Origin of the sequence: Psychrobacillus sp. FSL K6-2843 (assembly GCF_038626375.1) — a bacterium.
Lineage (GTDB): Bacteria > Bacillota > Bacilli > Bacillales_A > Planococcaceae > Psychrobacillus > Psychrobacillus faecigallinarum.
The window spans coordinates 3,712,214-3,732,610 of the sequence record NZ_CP152021.1 but is presented as its reverse complement, the minus strand read 5'-3'; the positions used below and the strand labels follow the sequence as shown (position 1 = coordinate 3,732,610).

The window sequence follows — 20,397 nt, the reverse complement described above, 5'->3', positions numbered from 1 at the left end:
TATAGTCCTTACCTAGTCTATGAGAAAAGAGGAAAAAAGGTGTTTGGATCTTGTGCTAGGTTAAGTTAGGTACCATTAGTTAGTAATCCCGGATATTATCCGTTTTGCTACAGTTAATCTGCCATTGTCAGAGGTTAACTTTACTTGATTCGTTCCTGCACCGTAAACAGTTTTGGAATTACGTTCTCCAAAAATGTCTATTTTACCCCAGTCCACTTTAGCGTAAATAGATACATCTTTAGGCTCGGATTCGGTTTCAATCATGATACTGCCATTGTCTGTTTTTAGATCAATCATTCGATCAATGCTAGTTGTTAACAGTTCGATTCGTCCATTGTCGGTTTTCCCCAGGATATCCCCACTTACATATTGCATCGTTATGCGGCCATTGTCTGTTTCTGCATAAGTTTTCTCTGTATCCACATTGCGGAGTTCAATTCTGCCATTGTCGGTCGTAGTAGTTAGCTTGTCAGCCTGTACTCGATCTAACTCAATTCGACCATTGTCTGTGTTAACCTCCATAATAGTAGCAGCTATTTCTTGAAGTGCAATGGAGCCGTTGTCAGAAGTAATCTTCACATTTTTACCAAGCAATTTCTCTACTCGAATACGACCATCATCAGTTTTCATAATAATAGTTGAATAAAGTTTTTTTGGTAGAGCGACATTTACTTTTAGTTCTTTCACCTGAAAGATAAAAGTAAAGAAGCTCATTTTTTTAGATTTCAAATTAATGGAGAGAGTATCATTTATCACTTCGACTACAAAGGAAAGCTTTTCATTATCCCCAATCAGTTCTACAGTAGTTTCATCCGTTTCAGAGGGAAAAACGTTTAGAGAACCATAATCAAGATCTACTAACACATTAGAAAAGTTAGGCTCCGGAATGCGTATCAACTTATCGCTTGTAAACGCTTTTGGCTGGGATTTCTCTGGAACATAATTCTCAAGAAGCTCCTGCGCAATAATCTTTGGTGAACCAAGTGAGGCAGATATTTCGCTGTCCGTTTTTCCATCTTCCCGTGCATTAGAGAAATATTCTCGAATATCCGAAATAATTTCACTGCGCTCGTCAGTAGTCATTTGATGTAATGCAAGTTCCAATTCCTTAATAAATTGTTGCTCAGTCATTATTTACACCCTCTTCGATTAGATTATTTACACCATCCGTAAAGCTTTTCCATTCATTTAATTGCTCATGAAGATATGTTCTACCGAGGTCCGTCAGCTTGTAATATTTACGTGGGGGACCTTCCGTTGATTCCTGTAAATAAGTTGTGAAGTAGCCTTCCTTAGTTAACCGTCTAAGGAGTGGGTAAACCGAGCCTTCAGAAATTGATATTTGATCAGATATTTTTTGTACCAGCTCGTAACCATATCGATCTTGTTTATCCAACAAGACAAGGACGCACAGATTTAAAACACCCTTTTTAAACTGTATATTCACTTTTCTTTCACTCCCTTAGCTACTATTCAATAAACAGTACCGTTGAAAGTAATATATCATATGCTATTATACATTGCAAGGTACTGTGGAAAATAATATAAATTATAGGATTGCTTTTTCTTCATTTACGGGTGAACCCAGATAGTTTAGGAGACATTTGCATGGGTTTAGGGGCGAATTTGGACGCTTTAGGAGACATTTGTATGTGGTTTAGGGGCGAAAACTGCGTAAATAGGGGTGTATCTTTGATTTAGGTACCACTTTCTACTGTTTACGGGCGTATCCGGTGACATTAGGAGACAGTTGCACAGGTTTAGGGGCGAAATTGGCCACTTTAGGAGACAGTTGCATGTGGTTTAGGGGCAAAAAATTAGTAAATAGGGGCGCATCTTCGATTTAGGGGCTACTTTTTACTGATTATGTGCGGATACCGCCACTTTAGGAGACAGTTGCATGTGGTTTAGGGGCAAAAAATTAGTAAATAGGGGCGCATTTTCGATTTAGGGGCGAAAACTTAGTAAATAGGGGCGCCTCTTCGATTTAGGGGCTACTTTTTACTGATTACGGGCGCATTCGGCGACTTTAGGAGACATTTGTATGTGGTTTAGGGGCGAAAACTTAGTAAATAGGGGCGCCTCTTGGATTTAGGTGCCACTTTCTACTACTGTTTACGTGCGAATCCTTTCGAAAATATAGATTAATCATTAACTTAGGGCCACTTTCCCATAATCCCGCTACTTCACCGATTTTCTGGGGTGCGGTATAATTAAAGCAAAATGATATGTGGCAGAAGAGGGGAATGGGAAATATGTTCAAGTGGCAAGGGGCAGCTGGTATTTGTTTTAATGAGCGAAATGAAGTGTTGATGGTTTTACAGGCTGCACCAGGAGAGGATAAGCTGTGGACAGTTCCATCAGGTACGTTGGAAGAGGGAGAAACATTTGAAGAATGCTGTGTCCGAGAATTTTGGGAGGAAACAGGTTTAACTGTTCATCCGAGTGAAAAGGTACATCAAAAGAATGGTTTACTAAGTGATTATGGTATTTCGTATTATGTAGAATACTTTGTGGTGAACTTTGTTAGTGGAGAATTGACAATCCATGATCCAGATGAATTTATCCACGAAATTGCTTGGAAGTCATTGGACGATATTAAGAGATTGCCATTAGCTTATCCCGATGATATCCACATACTTGAGCAACTTTTAAAAAACTAGAAGGCAAGCCTTCTAGTTTTTAGTATATTCACGAATAGCATCTCGTAAAAATTGAGCTGCCCCAGCCTGAACTTTATTATAATAAGCTGCAAAACGTTCGTCTGCCACATACATTTCGGCTAGACCCGCGTGAGCTTCCTTCGAATATTTTGGCCAATAGAAACTTATCCACTGCTTATGCAGGCTTGCTGTCTTTTGCCCCAGGTCACTTGTTGGATCGCCAGCTGTCATAGCTTCTTTTAAACTATCTAATACTTCTTGTTCTAATTTAACTATCTCCTCATATTGTTCCTGTGTCATATCTTTTAGCTTAGAGTTGGATTGATCTACTGTTTGATTTCCGTATTTATTTCGAATTTCTTCACCATACTTATCCTCATTGTTGTCCACAAGCTGTTGTTTAAAGCCTTCAAATTTTTCATTATCTGTCATTTTAATACCCCTTTCATTTTCTTGAATCGATTTATCCACATTATTTATTAACAAATCAAGCTGGACCCTTTTTTGAAGTAGTTTTTCTTTGTGCTCCTTTAATGCGGCAGTACTGTCAAAGCTTGGAGAAGAGATGATTTCTTTTATTTGTTCTAAGTTTATCCCCAACTCTCGATAGAACAATATTTGTTGGAGTCGGCTTACTTCGGCTGAACTATAAATTCTGTAGCCTGCCTCACTGAATCGGGCTGGTTTCAGTAAGTCGATTTCATCGTAATAACGTAAAGTACGAGTACTAATTCCTGCAAGTTCCCCAAGCTTTTGAATCGTGTATTCCATTTCTTCACCTCCTGTTATAAGTAGTCTAAGGGTTCACGTAGCGTAAAGGTCAAGTGATATTATTTAAATCTACTCAGACATTTTTACAAGGCTTATGGACAATTACTTTACGAAAAGGAAATTCTATTTTATCTTTGAACAAAGGGGGATTTTAAATGACTACAATAGGATTTATTAGACATGGTGTTACGGCCTGGAACAAAGAAGGACGAGCACAGGGTACAACAGACGTACCTTTAGATGATGAAGGGATACTAATGGCAGAGCGAGTTGCTGAGCGGATGGAGAAGGGACAGTGGGATATCATATACACTAGCCATCTTATTCGGGCAAAGCGGACTGCAGAAATTATAGCAGAAAAGCAGCCTAGTATTGATTTTCGAGTAGATAAGCGCTTAGGTGAAATTGGTGGCGGTATAATAGAGGGAACTACCGAAAATGAACGAGTTGCGAAATGGGGAACAAATTGGAGAGAGCAGGAAATGGGCTTCGAGAAGGAAGAAGTTATTATCTCTAGAGGGATGTCCTTCATTGAGGACATAAAAAAAGCACACCAAGGTAAAAAGATTTTAGTTGTTAGCCACGGAGGATTTCTTGCAAGAATTTTACATGCGCTTATTCCGGATGGAGAATTCTCTACAGACATAGGAAATACCTCTTTGACCATCGTTGAGCTGCAAGACGAGGCAAACCACTGTCATCTATTTAATTGTATGAAGCATTTAGAAAAGAGGGAAGTATAATGAAAAAGGATGCTTCCTATTATATTGAGTTTTTAGGCTTAGAACCTCATCCAGAGGGTGGTTACTTTAAGTCTTCATTTGCCTCGACAGAAACTCTAGATGTATCTGGGTCATCTAGAAATCTATATACAAGCATTTATTTTTTACTTGGAGAGAAAGATATCTCCCACTTTCATCGTTTAAAGTCAGATGAGTTATGGTATTTTCATGGTGGAGACCCATTAGTTGTTCATGTAATTGACCCAAAAGGAAACTACCATGAATATAAGCTTGGGTTAGATATAGTCAACGGAGAAATGCCACAAGCAATCGTTCCTAAAAATTCTATTTTCGGCTCCTCAGTTTTAGAGGGCGGAGAGTTTTCTTTAGTGGGCTGCATGGTTGCTCCTGGATTTGAATATGAAGATTTTGAGCTTTTCACTCGGGATGAACTTTTAGAGAATTATCCGGAGCATGAGTTCATTATTCGAAAGCTTGCGTATGAGATAATTCCGAATTAATCGATTAGCCAAAACGCTATCTTTAAATGATGTATCAGTTCAGTAATTGACCTAGTAGCAATAAAGATGACTTCGGTGTGAAACCGAGGTCTTTTAATTTTGTCTAATATTCGATTGAGTAACTCTAAGTGCCTGGAATGATTATACTGATTCAAATTAAAAAATGAGCTTGGAATTACATTTCCAAGCTCATTTACCAATAGAATACTTTCTTAAGAGGCCAATTACTCTTTTCTTACCTGCGCAGAATAGGCATCGAACAGCATCGGAACGAACCACCTGATTTAATGATTTCTGAGAATTCGATTTCCAATACTTGATAACCATGCTGTCTCAGCTGGTTATTAACATCACGATTTGTTGGCAAACTTAGCACTCGGTTTTGTCCTATAGACAACACATTTGTACCCATTGAGAATTGCTCACTTTCGCTCACTTCGATTAAATGATACATGCTCGATAAATTTTCTACAATTTTAGGATCGAGCGCGTCAGGATAAATTAATGCATCTTTGGAGGAAAGAATATTGAACACGCAGTCTAGATGCAAATATTTTGGATTAAAAGGGATAGGTATAATTTCATAATCCGGCAATTCTTTTTGTAAAGCTTGAACAGCATCTTTACATGTACGATGGCTAATGCCAATAAACACACGATTGCCATCCACAATTACATCGCCACCTTCAATGGAATGTGTGGAAAGCTTCTTATACGAAATATCATGTTCATTCATCCAAGTTGCCAATACTTTCTCTTCGCCTTGACGAATAGGATTTGCCATTTCGGATATAAATAAACGGTTGCCCAAAGTAAACCCAATATCTCTAGTGAAGACCTGTTCAGGGTGGTCTTTGCTTGGTTGTAGTTTTATCACTTCCACGCCTGCATTCCTTAAAGTCTGTTCAAACTTTTGATGTTGCGAAATAGCTAGTGAACGGTCTATATTATCATTTATATATTTTTTTTGTACGTCATTAATCACTTCTCTAATTTCCATGAATTGTGGTTCACATAAGACTACTTTTTGAAGAGTGCCATATTCACTTTTACAATGTATTTGAGATTTATCTTGAATTATTTTCACCATAAGTAATCCTCCATTTTCTTCACTCATTACTTTTGTATTCCCTTAATTTTTCATCTCATAACCTATTTGTGAAATTTATTTCCTTTTGAACCTAGTTGTTTCAAGAATTTTAGAATGGGGTAAAGAATATGTACATTAGTTAAAGTGAAGAATAGACATAATAAGATGTAAGAATGAAGATAGTGGAGGAGATCGTATGATTACAAAGGAACAAGCATTATTAACAAAAGAAGATTTTCATACTAGAACTGACTTGCCTAGTTGGCTTTATAAAGAATACGAAACCTTTCATAACACAGTAACAGATAAAACGTTTCCTTGTTTTTTTGGAATGAGTGGCGAATTAAAAGGCGAGCTCCGCTATGCTTATATCAATCAAGATGACTGGAGTAATTTACCTTCTGCAGTAGAAGAATTTCTCAATTTATTTAAATTACCAAACTACAAGAGACACGGTCTTTTTGTATTTGTGGAGCCTTTTGAGCAAGAGGGTTCTATTGAAGATTACCGAAAGCAGTTTTGGGATATCCTCCAATACTTACATGAAGTCGACGAAGTGGAATGGCCTGAAGACAGTCCTCGCGATCCAGAACACTATTTATGGGATTTCCGATTCAATGGTGAGCCAATTTTCGTGTTTGGAAATGCTCCTGCATACAAGAAGCGAAAGACACGTCATCTAGGAAATGCGATGGTTCTTGGATTCCAACCGCGTAAAATTTTTGAAGGGTTAGAAGGAACTGAAAAAGGTGGCATTATGTCACGTGAAAAAGTTCGTAAACGTGTAGAAGTGTGGGATCAGCTACCTAAGCATCCAGACATAGGCCACTTCGGCGACCCGACACATAACGAATGGAAGCAATCCTTTATTGGTGATGATAGTGAGCCAATTCGAGGGAAATGTCCATTCCGCCATAAATCACAGGCATAATTTCCAATCCCCGTTTGGGGATTTTTTTGTGGAAATAAAGTACAGAGTGAGTACCGTAGAGATATGTTGCTTGAATTCAATTATGACCCATTCTGTATTAAGTTAATTATTTGTTGTGCAAATTGGTTTAATTAATTTAGTTTTGACATTTGAAAATGATTGATTATTAAAATTAAAATACAAAAAAAGGTATAGTGTCGGTACTAATTGAAATACAATAGGGTAGACGATCATTCGGGGGCCTTTAAAATGATTAAAAAAATTGGAATTATTATAGTAGTAATTTTTATGTTTACTATAATAGAAGCGGTCTTAACAACTAACAAAGAAGAGAAACCAAAAGAGTTTATAAGTGAAGAAGAAGCAGCTAACGAAGGACAGGCAGTTGTCTCTCTTGTTTTTGAGCTAGCTGAAAAAGGACAGGTTATAAATGTGCCCTTTATAGTTGGCGAAACAGATACAGAACAATTGTACGAGCTATGGGGAGTACCTGATGAGAGTAGCAATCTTTCGAATGATATTTATGACACCTATCTATCTCGAAACGCTACTGTTGGACATCATTCAGGAACTGTTTTTGATATCCGAACTAATTCGACATATATACAAGAGGTTCAATTGGAAGACATCCATTCGGTTGCAGGAGAGCCAGATATTATACGTAGCTATCAGGATGAAGGGAAAGAAGAAACTATTTTAGTTTATGAAATTCTCCCGAATATACAATTAAAATGGATTCTACCAAAGCCTACGGAAAATGATCCGAATCCTAACGTTCATCATATTTCGGTTTATACGGACTTAAAGGAGGTAGACTCACCGGTGACAACTTCTCCAGTGGATAGTATGTCCTTAGAAGAAAAAGTGGGTCAAATGATTTTTGGAGGAATTGAGGGAGTAGAATTATCGGAGAAAAGTAGGGAAATGATTCGTGAGGATAAGGTTGGAGGAATCATTTTCTTTAAAGATAACCTGTTAAATGCAAATCAGATAGTGACATTACTAAATTCCATTAAGGCTGAGAATATGCAGCAGCAATATCCGCTGTTTTTAGGGATAGACCAAGAGGGAGGAAGAGTGACAAGGATTCCAGAGCTCAGCAATCTTCCCACCAATAAACAAATTGGTAAAAAGGACAATCCAGCATTAGCATTTCAATTGGGAGAATTATTAGGCAAGCAGCTGAATGCGTTTGGATTTAATTTGGATTTTGCACCTGTGCTTGATGTTGACAGTAATCCTAATAATCCTGTTATTGGAGATCGTTCTTTTGGAAGTGACCCTAAATTGGTGAGTGAGCTTGGTATTTCTACTATGAAGGGCTTGCAAAGTGAAAACGTTATTTCAGTTATTAAGCATTTTCCTGGTCACGGGGATACAGAAGTAGATTCTCATATTGAACTTCCAATAGTAAGTAAGAATATGAAAGAGCTTCAGGCTTTAGAATTCATTCCCTTTCAAAATGCTTTAAAAAGTGGAGCAGATGTGGTCATGATTGGTCATATATTATTACCAGAAATAGATGCTAATAAGCCATCATCCATTTCAAATGTGGTCATTACGAAAATACTACGAGAGCAGCTGAAATATGAAGGTGTCGTCATGACGGATGATATGACGATGAAGGCCATTTTGGATAATTATGAAATAGGAGAGGCAGCAGTTGAAGCTGTCAAGGCTGGTAATGATATTGTATTAATCGCACATGACTATGAAAAAGTGCACAGAGCAATTCAAGCTATTTTAGAGGCCGTACGAAATGAAGAAATAAAGGTAGAACAAATTGATAGGAGCGTGGAACGTATTCTTCAGTTAAAGGAGAAATATCAACTAAGCAACGATCAACTTTCTTCTATTAATGTAAATGAACTAAATAATTTAGCTGAAGAACTAACAAATAATATTTTAAAATAGCAAAAGCTTCCTATTTAAAAGGAAGTAAAAAGGTATGGGGAAAAATTCCCCATACCTTTTGTTGTCTTCATGGTTATTTTATAGACCATTATTTTTTAGGTTAACCGAAAGAGATCCATTTGTTTGTAATTGTGCAAAGTATACCTCATCGACTGACTGAACCCCGTGCTTGCGCAACTTCTTCATTACCCATTCTTCGTCTAGTTTCAATTCTTTTAGATTTTTCCGTACAATTTTACCGTCTGATATAATTTCGGTTGGAATATAAGTGGGCATGGAAACGTCTGCCTTCACATCTTGTTTTGTTGCATTTTGTTCTGCAGGTTTTTTAAAAACACTTAGCTCTCCATTTGTTTCTAATACTGCATACTGGACATCGTCTATAGAAAAGATGGATTGTTCTCTTAATAACATCATTACATCATCCATGTTCATGCGAGAAGATTTTAAGGATTTTAAAGATATTCTTCCATCTTTAATGATAATTGTTGGCTCATCATCTAAAAGCAGACGCAACTTAGGAGAAAGCTGTGAAAGATATGTCATAAGGATTGTAAGTAATGCCCACCATATTAGTGATATAATTCCGTCCACAAAGGGAGTTTCTTTTTGTGAAGCAATTTCCGAAGCGATAGATCCTATAGTTATTCCTGTAATGTAATGAAAGAAAGTTAATTGGCTTATCTGCTTCTTTCCCATTATGCGTGCTAAAAAAAGCAAAACTGCAAATGAGATGGTAGTTCTCCAAATCATTTCCCAAAAACTTATATCAGCCATTGTGATCAATACTCCTTTAAATATACTTCTATGTATTGTGACCCACTAGCATCTAACTATTCTCTTTTAGGAAAATTTTATAAATTCAATGATTTTGCGATATAATAACTAAATTGGGTTATTTTCATAATTGCACTTACTATTAAACATGAATATTTATAACTTTTTGATTGTATAAGCTGCGACGATACCAGCTAAATGAGAGATGACCGATTAGAGTGGAAATCATTTTTGTTCATGTTTTTCATATAGATAGAAATTATAAAATTGATCCAAAAACTATTTTTATAGGGAGATGTGGTAAATTGTCGCAAACAGAAACTCTGAATAGACAGGGGAATCCTGTCTATCCTATTATGGTGGCTATGGGAATATGTCATCTTTTTAATGACACTTTACAATCTATTGTTCCAGCTATGTTTCCAATATTTAGAGGTGAACTTGGATTAACCTTTACTCAGTTAGGATTTATAACATTTTCCCTTAATATAGTTGCTTCTATACTACAGCCAGTGGTTGGCTTTATAAGTGATAAAAAGCCAATGCCATATGCTCTTCCTCTAGGAATGGTAAGTTCTTTTATCGGTGTGGCAGGATTAGCTTTTGCACCAGATTACTGGATAATACTCGTAGCTGTTATATTTTTAGGCTTGGGATCAGCAGTATTCCATCCAGAGGGTTCTAGGGTTTCTTATATGGCAGCGGGGAATAAAAGAGGACTATCTCAATCGATTTATCAGGTTGGAGGGAATTCTGGACAAGCTTTAGCCCCTCTTATTAGTGGATTTATACTACTTCCGCTTGGACAAAGAGGAGCCGCGTTATTTTTAATCGTTGCGGCGATAGGTATTTTTATATTGAGTAAAATTTCTAGATGGTATAAGGAACAACTAAGAGAAGCGGATTTAGGTGCTAAGAAAAAAGCATTTATATCTTCTTTGCCTGTATTGACTAAGAAACAAGTAGGGATTGCACTAGGGCTTTTAATGATAATTATTTTTGTGCGCTCTTTTTATGTTACGAATATTACTAGCTTTTATATTTTTCATTTGACGGAAAACTATAACTTCGTAACAGATAAAGGCCAACTAATTATTTTCTTGTTTTTAGCTATGGGGGCAGTGGGGACGTTTTTTGGAGGTCCGATGGCTGATAGGATTGGAAGAAAAAAAGTGATTGTCATTTCAACCATTGTACCAATACCATTGTGTCTTGTATTACCTTATGTGCCTGTTTGGGCTATTTTAATACTACTAACTGCTATTGGATTTTCAATCATGCTCAGTTTTTCCGTGACAGTTGTTTACGCACAAGAGCTAGTTCCAAACAAAATTGGAACAATGGCTGGTCTTACGGTTGGATTGGCGTTTGGAATGGGAGCTATAGGAGCAGTAGTTATTGGTATTCTTATGGATTACATAGGAGTGTATTCAACTATGGTGGTTGTGTCGCTTCTTCCTATATTAGGATTAGTAGCTTTTGCTCTACCAAAGGATGGGAAGGTTGCGGCATAAGAAAAGCGCAAGCGCCTGTGTCAGTTAAATGGAGAAAAGTGAGGGGACAGTTCCTTAGTCATTCCAAACGCTCTTGTTTGTAACTAGCTTACGCAGGAGCAGCGCCGAGCTTTCATATTTACAAAAAAAGAGCAATCCATATAGGATTGCTCTTATATATTATCTTGCTTTTAGTCTACAATCAGCTGGAACTTGAGATGGATCAGTTACTAGATTGTCTTGGATATGAACTTGCTGCATTTTGTTATTATGCATAAATTTGAATATCCCATTATCAAAATCTGTACCAATTTCTTTAAAGAAAATTCCTTCCTGACACATATTCTTTGCACAGGTAAAGGATACTTTATAAGTATCTCCATCATTCACCAAATAGGCTCTTACACCTTTTTCAAATATTCCTTCTTCTTCTTCTTTTATCGCACGTTCCACCGAAACCACATGGAAATCTACAAATGGGATTTCCTTTAATAGTACATTCATAAAGGAGCCTTTCGTAATTTCTTCCCATCTGCTCTGAGCTGTTTGTCCGATAATAATCTGGGTGATATTAAATTGATGTGCTACTTCCTTAATCACTTTAGGAGAAGGACGCTTTTCATTATCACGGATGATAAATTCTTCCACGTCTAGTTCATCTGCTAAAGATCTCCACTGCTCTACGTATCCTGATTTTTCCGCATCGAAAGCATCGTACGGAAGTGGATCCACAGTTAAGATATAGAGTGGACAGTCCATAATACTTGCCATCTTGTGTCCTCTTCTAATGAGTCGTTCACCATTTGGTCCATAGTATACGCAGACAAGTATACTTTCGTCCATTCTACCTTTTACGCGTTTCACGGTTGTCTACACCTCATTTATTATAGTCTCATCTATTCTAGTAACATGTATAAAATATTGCAAATTATAAGCTATTGTAAACACCAGAAGTGCAGAGATGCATCATTTAGTGTATAATTTACTTAGGAAAATCATGAAAATACTATTAGTTATTTTTAAGGAGTTCTAAAGATTTACCATATGCTCTAAATGTTTTAAAAAAATTGTCTTTGATTCACTATTAAAATTTGCATAGAGGATTGTTTTGCTCCTAACCTCTTATGCATTGGACATACCCTCTATAAATAGGACTATTAAATGTCCTTGTCTATACGTTTTATAGCCACTCATTTCGTTATAAATCACACCAAACAAGTTAGCTTAAATTCAGCAATGGTAAACACCCCTGTTTCAACTAATGCTCTTATTGGAACCCCATATGGAATCCTATTATGCAACTAGTTACCCTTATAGTCAAGTCTCTCTTTCAAATGAAATAAATCTTTCTATATAGAAAATACCCTCAATATATGGAAATAGGAGGTTACAATTTGTTTTCTGTTAACTTTGCTATTATTTTACCTTTTATAGTAGCCGCAATTATACCGATTTTTTATAGGAATTTAAAAAAAATACATATTGGTTGGTTTGTGTTGCTAGTACCGACCATCTTGTTTGCAATGCTTGCAAGCTATATTCCCTCAATTGCAAGTGGAAAAACATACTCTCACACATATAGCTGGATCCCCTCATTAGATATAAACTTCACTACTTATTTAGATGGTCTAAGTATAATATTAGGTTTACTTATTACTGGTGTAGGTAGTTTAGTTATACTATATTCTATTTTTTATCTTTCCACTAAGGAATCTTTACATCATTTTTATTGTTACCTCTTGTTATTTATGGGAGCCATGCTAGGTGTAGTGTTTTCTGATAACCTGATGGTTTTATATGTGTTTTGGGAACTAACGAGTGTTTCCTCTTTCTTATTAATAGCCTTCTGGAGCCATCGTAATGCTTCTAGACGTGGGGCTCAAAAGGCTATGCTTATTACTGTCAGCGGTGGTATAGCAATGCTAGTAGGATTTATCATGCTGCATACAATGACTGGCACCTTCAGTATTCGAGAAATCATTCCGATGGTATTGGAAATTACGAATCATCATTTATTCGTACCTGCCATGATTTTAATCCTGTTGGGTGCATTCACTAAATCTGCTCAGTTTCCATTCCACATATGGTTACCAGATGCGATGGAAGCGCCGACACCAGTTAGTGCTTACTTACATTCAGCAACTATGGTTAAAGCAGGAATATATTTGGTGGCGCGTTTTACACCAATATTTGGAGTAGACCAAATATGGTTTTGGACAGTTAGTATTGTTGGGATGATCACCATGTTCTGGGGGTCCTTTAATGCAGTTAAGCAAACAGATTTAAAGGCATTACTTGCTTTCTCCACAGTTAGTCAGCTTGGCCTAATTATGAGTTTACTAGGTCTTGGTTCAGTTGCATTACAATATGGTTACTCTGAGGATTCGGTTATTTATACTCAGGCCACCTTTGCAGCACTATTCCATATGATTAATCATTCCACATTTAAGGGTGCTCTGTTTATGGTTGTTGGTATCCTTGACCACGAGCTTGGAACACGGGATATTCGAAGATTAGGCGGGTTAATGACTTTAATGCCGATTACTTTTACAGTAGGGACAATTGGTAGCTTATCAATGGCAGGATTGCCGCCATTTAATGGATTTTTAAGTAAGGAAATGTTTTTTACGGCTACCGTTTATATAATGGAGGCAGATGTCTTCTCCTTGCAAAATTGGGGTATTATTTTCCCGGTCATCGCATGGATAGGGAGTGTGCTAACGTTTGTATATTGTATGATTTTCATCTTTAAAACCTTTCTGGGTGATGCACAGCCGGAAAAACTGGATAAACCGATTCATGAAGCACCGATTGGTATGCTTATATCGCCAATCATATTAAGCGTTTTTGTTGTAGGTATATTTTTCTTTCCAAATATATTAGGGAATTATATATTGAAGCCAGCAATGGCTAGTATCTATCCAACTTTTGGTGATCCGGAGAAACTAACACCTTCTATTTACGCATGGCATGGTTTTAATACGGAGCTACAGATGACAATTGGAGTAATAGTTGTCGGTTTTCTTCTTTTTAAGATTTTAAAATATTGGAGACCAATTTATAGCATATTACCACAGAAATATTCCTTTAATGCTTTATATACCAACTTTTTAAATTTTTCAGAGAAGCAGTCTACAGTTACAACGAAAAGTTATATGACAGGTTATTTAAGAGACTATCTTCTATATATTTATATATTCTTTATTGTGACAGTTGGTGGCTATTTAATAATTTCGGGTGCATTTTCAGTTGATACAACTCCAAGTGCTAAGTTTAGTGCATATGAGATTATTTTGGTGATTATTATGGTAATTGCTAGCTTGGCCATGCTACGTGCTAAATCGAGAATTACTGCAACTTTACTCAATGGAGTTTTAGGTTATACCGTAGCTATTTTCTTTGTAATATTCAGAGCTCCTGATCTCGCATTGACACAATTGGTAGTTGAGTCAGTAACCACTGCACTTTTCCTATTGGCGTTCTCTCATTTACCAGATTGGAAAAAAGAAAAAGTATCCTTGAAAACCAAGAACATGAATGCCATTATATCAATCGGGGTAGGGCTAGTAGTAGTTTTAGTTGGTTTGTCTGTGTTAAATTATGACCAGTTTGAAAGGATTTCTTACCTATTTGAAGATGCTTATAATTTAGCTGGAGGAACTAATATTGTTAATGCTATATTAGGGGATTTCCGTGGCTTTGATACTATGTTAGAAGTAGTCGTTCTCTTTATAGCTGGCTTAGGTGTATATACCATGATTAAGCTTAGAGCAAAAAAGGAGGATACCGATAGTGAAAATTAATGATGTTATTCTTCGAAATGTTGCTAAAATAGGTGTGTTTATTATTTTAACCTTTGGGGTTTATTTATTTCTTTCAGGTCATAACACGCCGGGAGGAGGCTTCATCGGAGGCTTAGTATTAGCCTCAGCATTTGTTCTGCTGTACTTATCGAATGGCATAGAAAAGGTTCATAATAGTCTTCCCTTAGACTTTAAGCTAGTAGCTGCTGTGGGAGTGCTATTAGCAACAGCAACCGGTTTTGGTTCATTGATATTTGGGGTGCCATTTATGTCACAATCATTTGCCTATTTTGATTTGCCTATTTTCGGTAAAACAGAGCTTACAACCGTCACAATCTTTGAAGCAGGAGTGGCTTTAACGGTAGTTGGGGTGCTAGTTACAATAATTTTAAGCATAAGTGAGGATGATAGCTAATGGAAACAATTATGGTTATATTGATCGGTATTTTAGTTGCCGTTGCTACTTATCTAATCCTTTCACGTAATATTATTCGAGTAATTTTAGGGACTGCGGTGTTATCACATGCAGCTCATTTACTCATATTGACTATGGGAGATTTAAAAAGAGGGAATGTGCCTTTGTTAAAGGAAGCAGATGGTCCTTATACAGATGCGTTGCCACAAGCCTTGATATTAACTGCTATTGTAATAAGCTTTGCAGTAACAGCTTTCATACTTGTTCTTGCATACCGAGCGTATCAGGATATTGGCACAGATGACCTGGATGCATTGAGAGGAACAAATGATGAATAATATAATTGTCTTGCCTTTAATAATTCCTATAATGATAGGAGTATTATTAGTATTCTTTAATCGATATATTAAGCTGCAACGTATCATTACTTTATTGACGGTGTTATCAATCACCGGGATTAGTGTATTTATCTTAAATAAGATTCAATTAGAAGGAATTCTTCGATTGGATTTTGGTGGGTGGAAGCCTCCGTTTGGAATTCTATTTGTTGCTGATTCGTTTTCAGTGCTACTAGTGCTTACTGCAAGCATTGTAACTGCACTTTGTGTTATGTATGCTTTCTCTTCCATTGGAGAAAGACACGAGAAGATGTACTTTTATCCGTTTGTGTTGTTCCTATTAGCTGGAGTAAACGGATCGTTTTTAACTGGTGATATGTTTAACCTATTTGTGTGTTTCGAAGTTACGCTTCTGGCATCTTATGTGCTAATAACATTGGGTGGTACAAAACGCCAGCTAAGAGAATCTATTAAATATGTGGTGATTAATGTAATTGCTTCATGGTTCTTCCTACTAGCGCTTGCCTATTTATATGGTTCTCTTGGAACGCTCAATATGGCACACCTTTCAGAAAGAGTAGCTGAAGCAGGGCAAGATCCCTTGCTAACAACTATAGGTATACTATTTTTAGTCGTATTTAGTATAAAAGCAGGGCTTCTACTATTCTTTTGGTTGCCAGGTTCATATAGTGCGCCTCCTATGGCAATCGCTGCCTTATTTGGAGCTCTTTTAACAAAGGTAGGTATCTATGCATTGTTCCGTACCTTTACGATCATTTTTTATCACGATACGCTAATAACTCACACGATTATTGGTGTTATGGCTGGTATTACACTCGTCGTTGGCTGTATGGGAGCAATCGCTTATAAGGATTTACGATTAATAGCCTCCTATAATGTAGTGATTGCAGTAGGATTTATGCTTGTAGGTTTAGCGATAGGAACTCCTGTAGCCATTGAGGGATCAATTTATTATATAGTGCACGACATGATTGCTAAAGCAATGCTATTTTTATTGGTGGGTACGATGATTTCTTTAACAGGAAAAACAAAGATTAATGAAATTAGTGGTTTAATAAAAAACTATCCTTTACTTGGTTGGCTGTTCTTTGTTGTTACTTGTTCTTTAGCTGGAATTCCACCACTTAGTGGTTTCGTAGGGAAAATTTTAGTAGGACAAGGGGCGATAGAGTCAGGATCATATATTTTATTGGCTTTGGCATTCCTCTCCAGTATAGTAGTTCTGTATTCTTTACTTCGTATATTCTTAAACTCTATTTTCGGTGAAACAATCATCAGCTTAGAGGATGAAACTCCTATGAAGTTTGGTATGATTTTTCCAATTTTCCTACTAGGTATTGGAACGCTTGCACTAGGACTTGGAGCAGAGGTAATTTCCGGATATGTTACTGATGCAGCAAATACGCTGTCTAATCCTGCCATATATATTGATGCGATATTAGGCGGAGAAGAGTAATGGGAGAGGTGATTAACAATGCCAGCACAATTTCTACTTAATTTATTTATAGCGTTTTTGTGGACTCTGCTCATGGACACTGAGGAGTTACAATTACAAACTTTTGTAAGTGGGTTCTTCGTAGGAATCGGGATTGTGTTCCTTATGCATAGATTTTTTGGAACACAATTTTATTTAAAGCGTCTATTTGCAATTATTAAATTGATATTTATCTTTATCAGAGAATTGGCTACATCTAGTATAGTTATTAGTAAACAAATATTAAGTCCTAAGCTAAAGATTAAGCCAGGGATATTTACTTATAGAACGAAGTTGTCTAGTGAATGGGAAATTACGACGCTTGCGTTATTGCTTACTTTAACTCCTGGTTCTGTCGTAATGGAAGTAAATCCAGAGGGAGATACCTTTTATATTCATGCGATGGATATGGAAACTTCAAAAGCTGATGTTTTGCGTTCCTTAACTAAGTTCGAAAAAGCAATTATGGAGGTGACTCGCTAATGGTAGAAAAAATATTAGTACTTTCACTTTCTTTGTTTGCAATCTCCATAGGAATCGCACTTTTTCGAATTATAAAGGGTCCTTCAATGCCAGATAGAGCAGTAGCATTAGATATGATAGGAGTTAACCTAATATCTATAATAGCCATAGTGTCTATTGTACTTAAGACAAAGGCATTTCTGGAGGCAATTCTTATTTTAGGAATTTTAGCTTTTATCAGTACAATTGCTATTGCCCGATATATTGAAAGGGGGGTTATCATTGAGCGTAAGTCAGATAATTGAGCTAATCGCTGCTGTAATTGTCCTTTTAGGAAGCATAATGAGTGTTATTAGCGCTATTGGGATTGTTAGACTTCCCGATGTTTATACCCGCTCACATGCTGCAACTAAAAGCTCTACGGTTGCAGTATTACTAACCCTTTCAGGTGCGTTTATCTATTTCTGGGTACATGATGGCTTCGTAAGTGTACGTTTGATATTAGGAATACTATTTGTTTTCTTAACTGCTCCTGTTGCGGGTCACCTTTTAACAAGAGCTGCTTATCGGTCAAATGTAGAATTAGCAGATAATTCTTCCGACAATTCTTTAACGGAAATCCTATTTGAAGAAGAAGATGAAAACGCGAAAAATAGCTAGCTAATAGATTTTTTATTAGCTAGCTATTTTTTTATGTTTTAAATTAAATAAATGTTCTATTAATTTTATATAATATATTGCATTCTGTATAAATTCATAGTATTATCATGATTGTTATTAGCAATTAAGTGATGATGAATAATCATTTAGCACATGTATTTAATACAACTAGAACAAAATAAAAAGTAATGATTATTTTTTATATCACAGGGGGCAAGTACAATGGACAATAAATTATCTTTTTCAAGTTATTTGGTTATTGGAGTAATGTTATTTGCTTTGTTTTTTGGAGCAGGTAACTTAATTTTTCCAGCCAGTCTGGGTCAAAACGCAGGGACAAGCTTATGGTTTGCTATAATAGGCTTTTTAATAACTGGTATCGGTCTTCCATTCTTAGGAACTTTAGCAATGGGCTTCTCAGGAAGTAAAAATTTACAGGAACTATCTAGTAGAGTACATCCGACTTTTGCTGTGATTTTTACTTCCTTGCTATATTTAACAATTGGACCTTTCTTCGCTTTACCGAGAACCGGAGCTGTTTCATATGAAATTGGGATTATGCCTTTTGTAAATTCAGAATATACACAAATCGGTTTATTGATATTTACAGTCGTTTTCTTTGGTCTTACTTTATGGCTTTCCTTGAACCCATCCAAGATTGTAGATAATGTAGGGAAATACCTTTCACCAGGGATTTTAATAGGGCTCTTAATCTTATTGGTGTTTGTAATCTTTAAACCTATGGGTGAATTTAGTACGCCACAGGGCAGTTACATTGATAATGCTTTTATGACAGGATTCACAGAAGGATACAATACAATGGACGCGTTAGCTTCATTAGTATTCGGTATTATTGTGATAAATGCAGTTCGCTCTATGGGTGTAACTTCTAAGAAGGGCATCTTAGCGGCCACTGCCAAGTCTGGTGCTATAGCTATTTTCTTTTTAGGAATAATATACGCTGGTATTGGTTACTTAGGAGCTACTTCTGTTGATTTGTTCGGAATAATGGAAAATGGTGGACCAGTTTTAAGCGCTGCTTCGGAGCATTACTTTGGATCCTTTGGAGCTATTCTATTAGCAATTGTAATTATTCTAGCGTGTCTAACAACAAGCATTGGGTTAACTACTGCTTGTGCAGAGTACTTTCATACGTTAATTCCTTCCATTAGCTATAAAGCATTTGTAATCATTTTTAGTGTATTTACATGTGTGATTGCTAATTTTGGTTTATCGAATATTATCACTTACTCAGTACCTGTTCTAATGCTTTTATATCCATTGGCTATTGTTTTGATATTGCTAGCTTTCTTGTCGCCGTTGTTTTATCATGCACGATTTGTGTACGTAGCGGTAATGATTTGTACATTCCTAATAAGCATAATTGACGGCTTAAAAGCACTATGTGATTCATTAGAAATCGAATACTTTGGTTGGTTAGAATCCATCCTAGATTTCTATGACAATGTATTACCATTTTACGATGTAGGTCTTGGTTGGATAGTTCCTTTCGTGATTATTACTCTTATAACAGGTGTTATAGCTCGAATAAATGGGAAAAGACCAGTACCATTAAATAGTTAATATTAAAAAGCCTATCGACTAATTTTGTCGATAGGCTTTTGTAGTTAAGTGTGAAATCTTATAGGAAGTAGCATTCTCTATAACGTGCACCCTTATTTACTATTTAATTTTAGAATTTTTCAATGGTATAAATCCAGTTAGCACGCATTACTTCAGCTAGCTTTGGAATATCCTTTTCTTTGAATAATCGTATTAACTCCTTATGCTGTTCAATGGAATATTCCCTTAAGTTAATTTTTTCATAATAGTAAAGTCTACGAACATGTGCTTGAAGCATTTCTACCATAGAGAATATGTATGGATTATTAGCTCGATCCACAATCAGCTGATGAAATTCCTCATCTAATTTTAATGCTTTTGTAAAATTCTGTGCATGCAGAGCTTCTGCAAATTCATTGTTTTTTTGTTCTAACAGGTTTAATGTTTCTTCATCCATATTAGGTGTTGCTAGTTCAGCTGCAAGTGCTTGTAATACAGACAGTGGAGGAAGCAGGTTATAGATATCTTCAGGCTCCACTGGCGTAACCTGTGTTGCTCTGCCTGGTTGCATCGTTACAAAGCCCTGCGATTCCAATAACTGAAGAGATTCTCTAATGGGTGTCCGGCTAACTCCTAAAGCTTGGGCTAGCTCTATATCGTTTAACTTTTCGTCCGGTTGTAGAGTACCATCTATAATCCATTGTTGAAGCTGATTAAATGCATGAAGTTTCGCTGTAGTACGAACTGGTTTAGTATGATCGACTGGTATAGGCATGAGA

Annotated in this window: 21 protein-coding genes; 14 read left to right on the top strand and 7 right to left on the bottom strand. The window is 36.4% G+C overall.

The window, feature by feature from the left end:
- Positions 1 to 75 precede the first annotated feature (75 nt).
- Positions 76 to 1,131, bottom strand: coding sequence for a DUF4097 family beta strand repeat-containing protein (locus tag MKY94_RS18900; protein WP_342577584.1), 1,056 nt, complete (start codon positions 1,129 to 1,131; stop codon positions 76 to 78).
- The gene (locus MKY94_RS18895; RefSeq protein ID WP_144539385.1) at positions 1,124 to 1,447 is read right to left on the bottom strand and encodes a PadR family transcriptional regulator; all 324 of its coding nucleotides are present in this window, start codon (positions 1,445 to 1,447) and stop codon (positions 1,124 to 1,126) included. The genes MKY94_RS18900 and MKY94_RS18895 overlap by 8 nt, the downstream gene beginning before the upstream one ends.
- 808 nt (positions 1,448 to 2,255) lie before the next feature.
- Between MKY94_RS18895 and MKY94_RS18890 the strand changes: the two genes are divergently transcribed.
- Positions 2,256 to 2,663: an NUDIX hydrolase gene (locus tag MKY94_RS18890; RefSeq protein WP_144539387.1), complete on the top strand. Its 408-nt coding sequence runs from the start codon at positions 2,256 to 2,258 to the stop codon at positions 2,661 to 2,663.
- Positions 2,664 to 2,675: 12 nt separating this feature from the next.
- Here MKY94_RS18890 and MKY94_RS18885 read toward each other — a convergent pair whose 3' ends face one another.
- A complete protein-coding gene (locus MKY94_RS18885) occupies positions 2,676 to 3,434 on the bottom strand; it encodes a MerR family transcriptional regulator (RefSeq protein WP_340844962.1) in 759 nt (252 codons plus the stop codon).
- A 155-nt stretch (positions 3,435 to 3,589) separates the two neighbouring features.
- On the opposite strand from MKY94_RS18885, the gene MKY94_RS18880 reads away from it, so the two are divergent.
- Both MKY94_RS18880 and MKY94_RS18875 read left to right on the top strand, forming a co-directional pair.
- On the top strand, positions 3,590 to 4,177 hold the full coding sequence (locus MKY94_RS18880) for a histidine phosphatase family protein (RefSeq protein ID WP_342577583.1): 588 nt from the start codon (positions 3,590 to 3,592) through the stop codon (positions 4,175 to 4,177).
- Positions 4,177 to 4,677, top strand: a complete 501-nt coding sequence (locus tag MKY94_RS18875) for a cupin domain-containing protein (protein ID WP_342577582.1) — start codon at positions 4,177 to 4,179, stop codon at positions 4,675 to 4,677. The genes MKY94_RS18880 and MKY94_RS18875 overlap by 1 nt, the downstream gene beginning before the upstream one ends.
- Before the next feature lie 235 nt (positions 4,678 to 4,912).
- Here MKY94_RS18875 and MKY94_RS18870 read toward each other — a convergent pair whose 3' ends face one another.
- Positions 4,913 to 5,767, bottom strand: a complete 855-nt coding sequence (locus MKY94_RS18870; protein WP_342577581.1) for an arginine deiminase family protein — start codon at positions 5,765 to 5,767, stop codon at positions 4,913 to 4,915.
- A gap of 196 nt (positions 5,768 to 5,963) precedes the next feature.
- Between MKY94_RS18870 and MKY94_RS18865 the strand changes: the two genes are divergently transcribed.
- Together MKY94_RS18865 and nagZ are read left to right on the top strand one after the other, a co-directional pair.
- Positions 5,964 to 6,698, top strand: coding sequence for a YqcI/YcgG family protein (locus MKY94_RS18865; RefSeq protein ID WP_342577580.1), 735 nt, complete (start codon positions 5,964 to 5,966; stop codon positions 6,696 to 6,698).
- 249 nt (positions 6,699 to 6,947) lie between these two features.
- Positions 6,948 to 8,612 carry a beta-N-acetylhexosaminidase gene (gene nagZ / locus MKY94_RS18860; protein ID WP_342577579.1) on the top strand — a complete coding sequence of 555 codons (1,665 nt, stop codon included), beginning with the start codon at positions 6,948 to 6,950 and terminating at the stop codon, positions 8,610 to 8,612.
- Positions 8,613 to 8,690: 78 nt separating this feature from the next.
- Here nagZ and MKY94_RS18855 read toward each other — a convergent pair whose 3' ends face one another.
- Positions 8,691 to 9,389: a DUF421 domain-containing protein gene (locus tag MKY94_RS18855; protein ID WP_225321628.1), complete on the bottom strand. Its 699-nt coding sequence runs from the start codon at positions 9,387 to 9,389 to the stop codon at positions 8,691 to 8,693.
- Positions 9,390 to 9,745: 356 nt separating this feature from the next.
- Here MKY94_RS18855 and MKY94_RS18850 point away from each other — a divergent pair, with 356 nt between their 5' ends.
- The gene (locus tag MKY94_RS18850; protein ID WP_151113833.1) at positions 9,746 to 10,903 is read left to right on the top strand and encodes an MFS transporter; all 1,158 of its coding nucleotides are present in this window, start codon (positions 9,746 to 9,748) and stop codon (positions 10,901 to 10,903) included.
- Positions 10,904 to 11,062: 159 nt separating this feature from the next.
- Here MKY94_RS18850 and MKY94_RS18845 read toward each other — a convergent pair whose 3' ends face one another.
- Positions 11,063 to 11,746 (bottom strand): histidine kinase, encoded by a 684-nt coding sequence (locus MKY94_RS18845; RefSeq protein WP_144539400.1) that lies wholly within the window; start codon positions 11,744 to 11,746, stop codon positions 11,063 to 11,065.
- A gap of 530 nt (positions 11,747 to 12,276) precedes the next feature.
- On the opposite strand from MKY94_RS18845, the gene MKY94_RS18840 reads away from it, so the two are divergent.
- The 8 genes from MKY94_RS18840 (at position 12,277) to brnQ (ending at position 19,639) form a co-directional block, all read left to right on the top strand.
- Positions 12,277 to 14,685, top strand: coding sequence for a Na+/H+ antiporter subunit A (locus MKY94_RS18840; protein ID WP_342577578.1), 2,409 nt, complete (start codon positions 12,277 to 12,279; stop codon positions 14,683 to 14,685).
- A complete protein-coding gene (locus MKY94_RS18835) occupies positions 14,675 to 15,100 on the top strand; it encodes a Na(+)/H(+) antiporter subunit B (protein WP_144539404.1) in 426 nt (141 codons plus the stop codon). The genes MKY94_RS18840 and MKY94_RS18835 overlap by 11 nt, the downstream gene beginning before the upstream one ends.
- Entirely contained in the window at positions 15,100 to 15,438 is a 339-nt protein-coding gene (locus MKY94_RS18830; RefSeq protein WP_144539406.1) for a Na(+)/H(+) antiporter subunit C, read from the top strand. The genes MKY94_RS18835 and MKY94_RS18830 overlap by 1 nt, the downstream gene beginning before the upstream one ends.
- Entirely contained in the window at positions 15,431 to 16,915 is a 1,485-nt protein-coding gene (locus MKY94_RS18825; RefSeq protein WP_151112371.1) for a Na+/H+ antiporter subunit D, read from the top strand. The genes MKY94_RS18830 and MKY94_RS18825 overlap by 8 nt, the downstream gene beginning before the upstream one ends.
- Positions 16,916 to 16,933: 18 nt before the next feature.
- A complete protein-coding gene (locus MKY94_RS18820) occupies positions 16,934 to 17,416 on the top strand; it encodes a Na+/H+ antiporter subunit E (RefSeq protein WP_151112373.1) in 483 nt (160 codons plus the stop codon).
- Positions 17,416 to 17,700: a Na(+)/H(+) antiporter subunit F1 gene (locus tag MKY94_RS18815; protein WP_144539412.1), complete on the top strand. Its 285-nt coding sequence runs from the start codon at positions 17,416 to 17,418 to the stop codon at positions 17,698 to 17,700. The genes MKY94_RS18820 and MKY94_RS18815 overlap by 1 nt, the downstream gene beginning before the upstream one ends.
- Entirely contained in the window at positions 17,678 to 18,055 is a 378-nt protein-coding gene (locus MKY94_RS18810; RefSeq protein WP_144539414.1) for a Na+/H+ antiporter subunit G, read from the top strand. Before MKY94_RS18815 ends, MKY94_RS18810 begins: the two co-directional genes overlap by 23 nt.
- A gap of 222 nt (positions 18,056 to 18,277) precedes the next feature.
- Positions 18,278 to 19,639: a branched-chain amino acid transport system II carrier protein gene (gene brnQ / locus MKY94_RS18805; protein ID WP_151112375.1), complete on the top strand. Its 1,362-nt coding sequence runs from the start codon at positions 18,278 to 18,280 to the stop codon at positions 19,637 to 19,639.
- A gap of 109 nt (positions 19,640 to 19,748) precedes the next feature.
- On the opposite strand, the gene MKY94_RS18800 is transcribed toward brnQ, so the two are convergent.
- Positions 19,749 to 20,393, bottom strand: a complete 645-nt coding sequence (locus MKY94_RS18800) for a GntR family transcriptional regulator (RefSeq protein ID WP_144539419.1) — start codon at positions 20,391 to 20,393, stop codon at positions 19,749 to 19,751.
- Between the last annotated feature and the right edge of the window lie 4 nt (positions 20,394 to 20,397).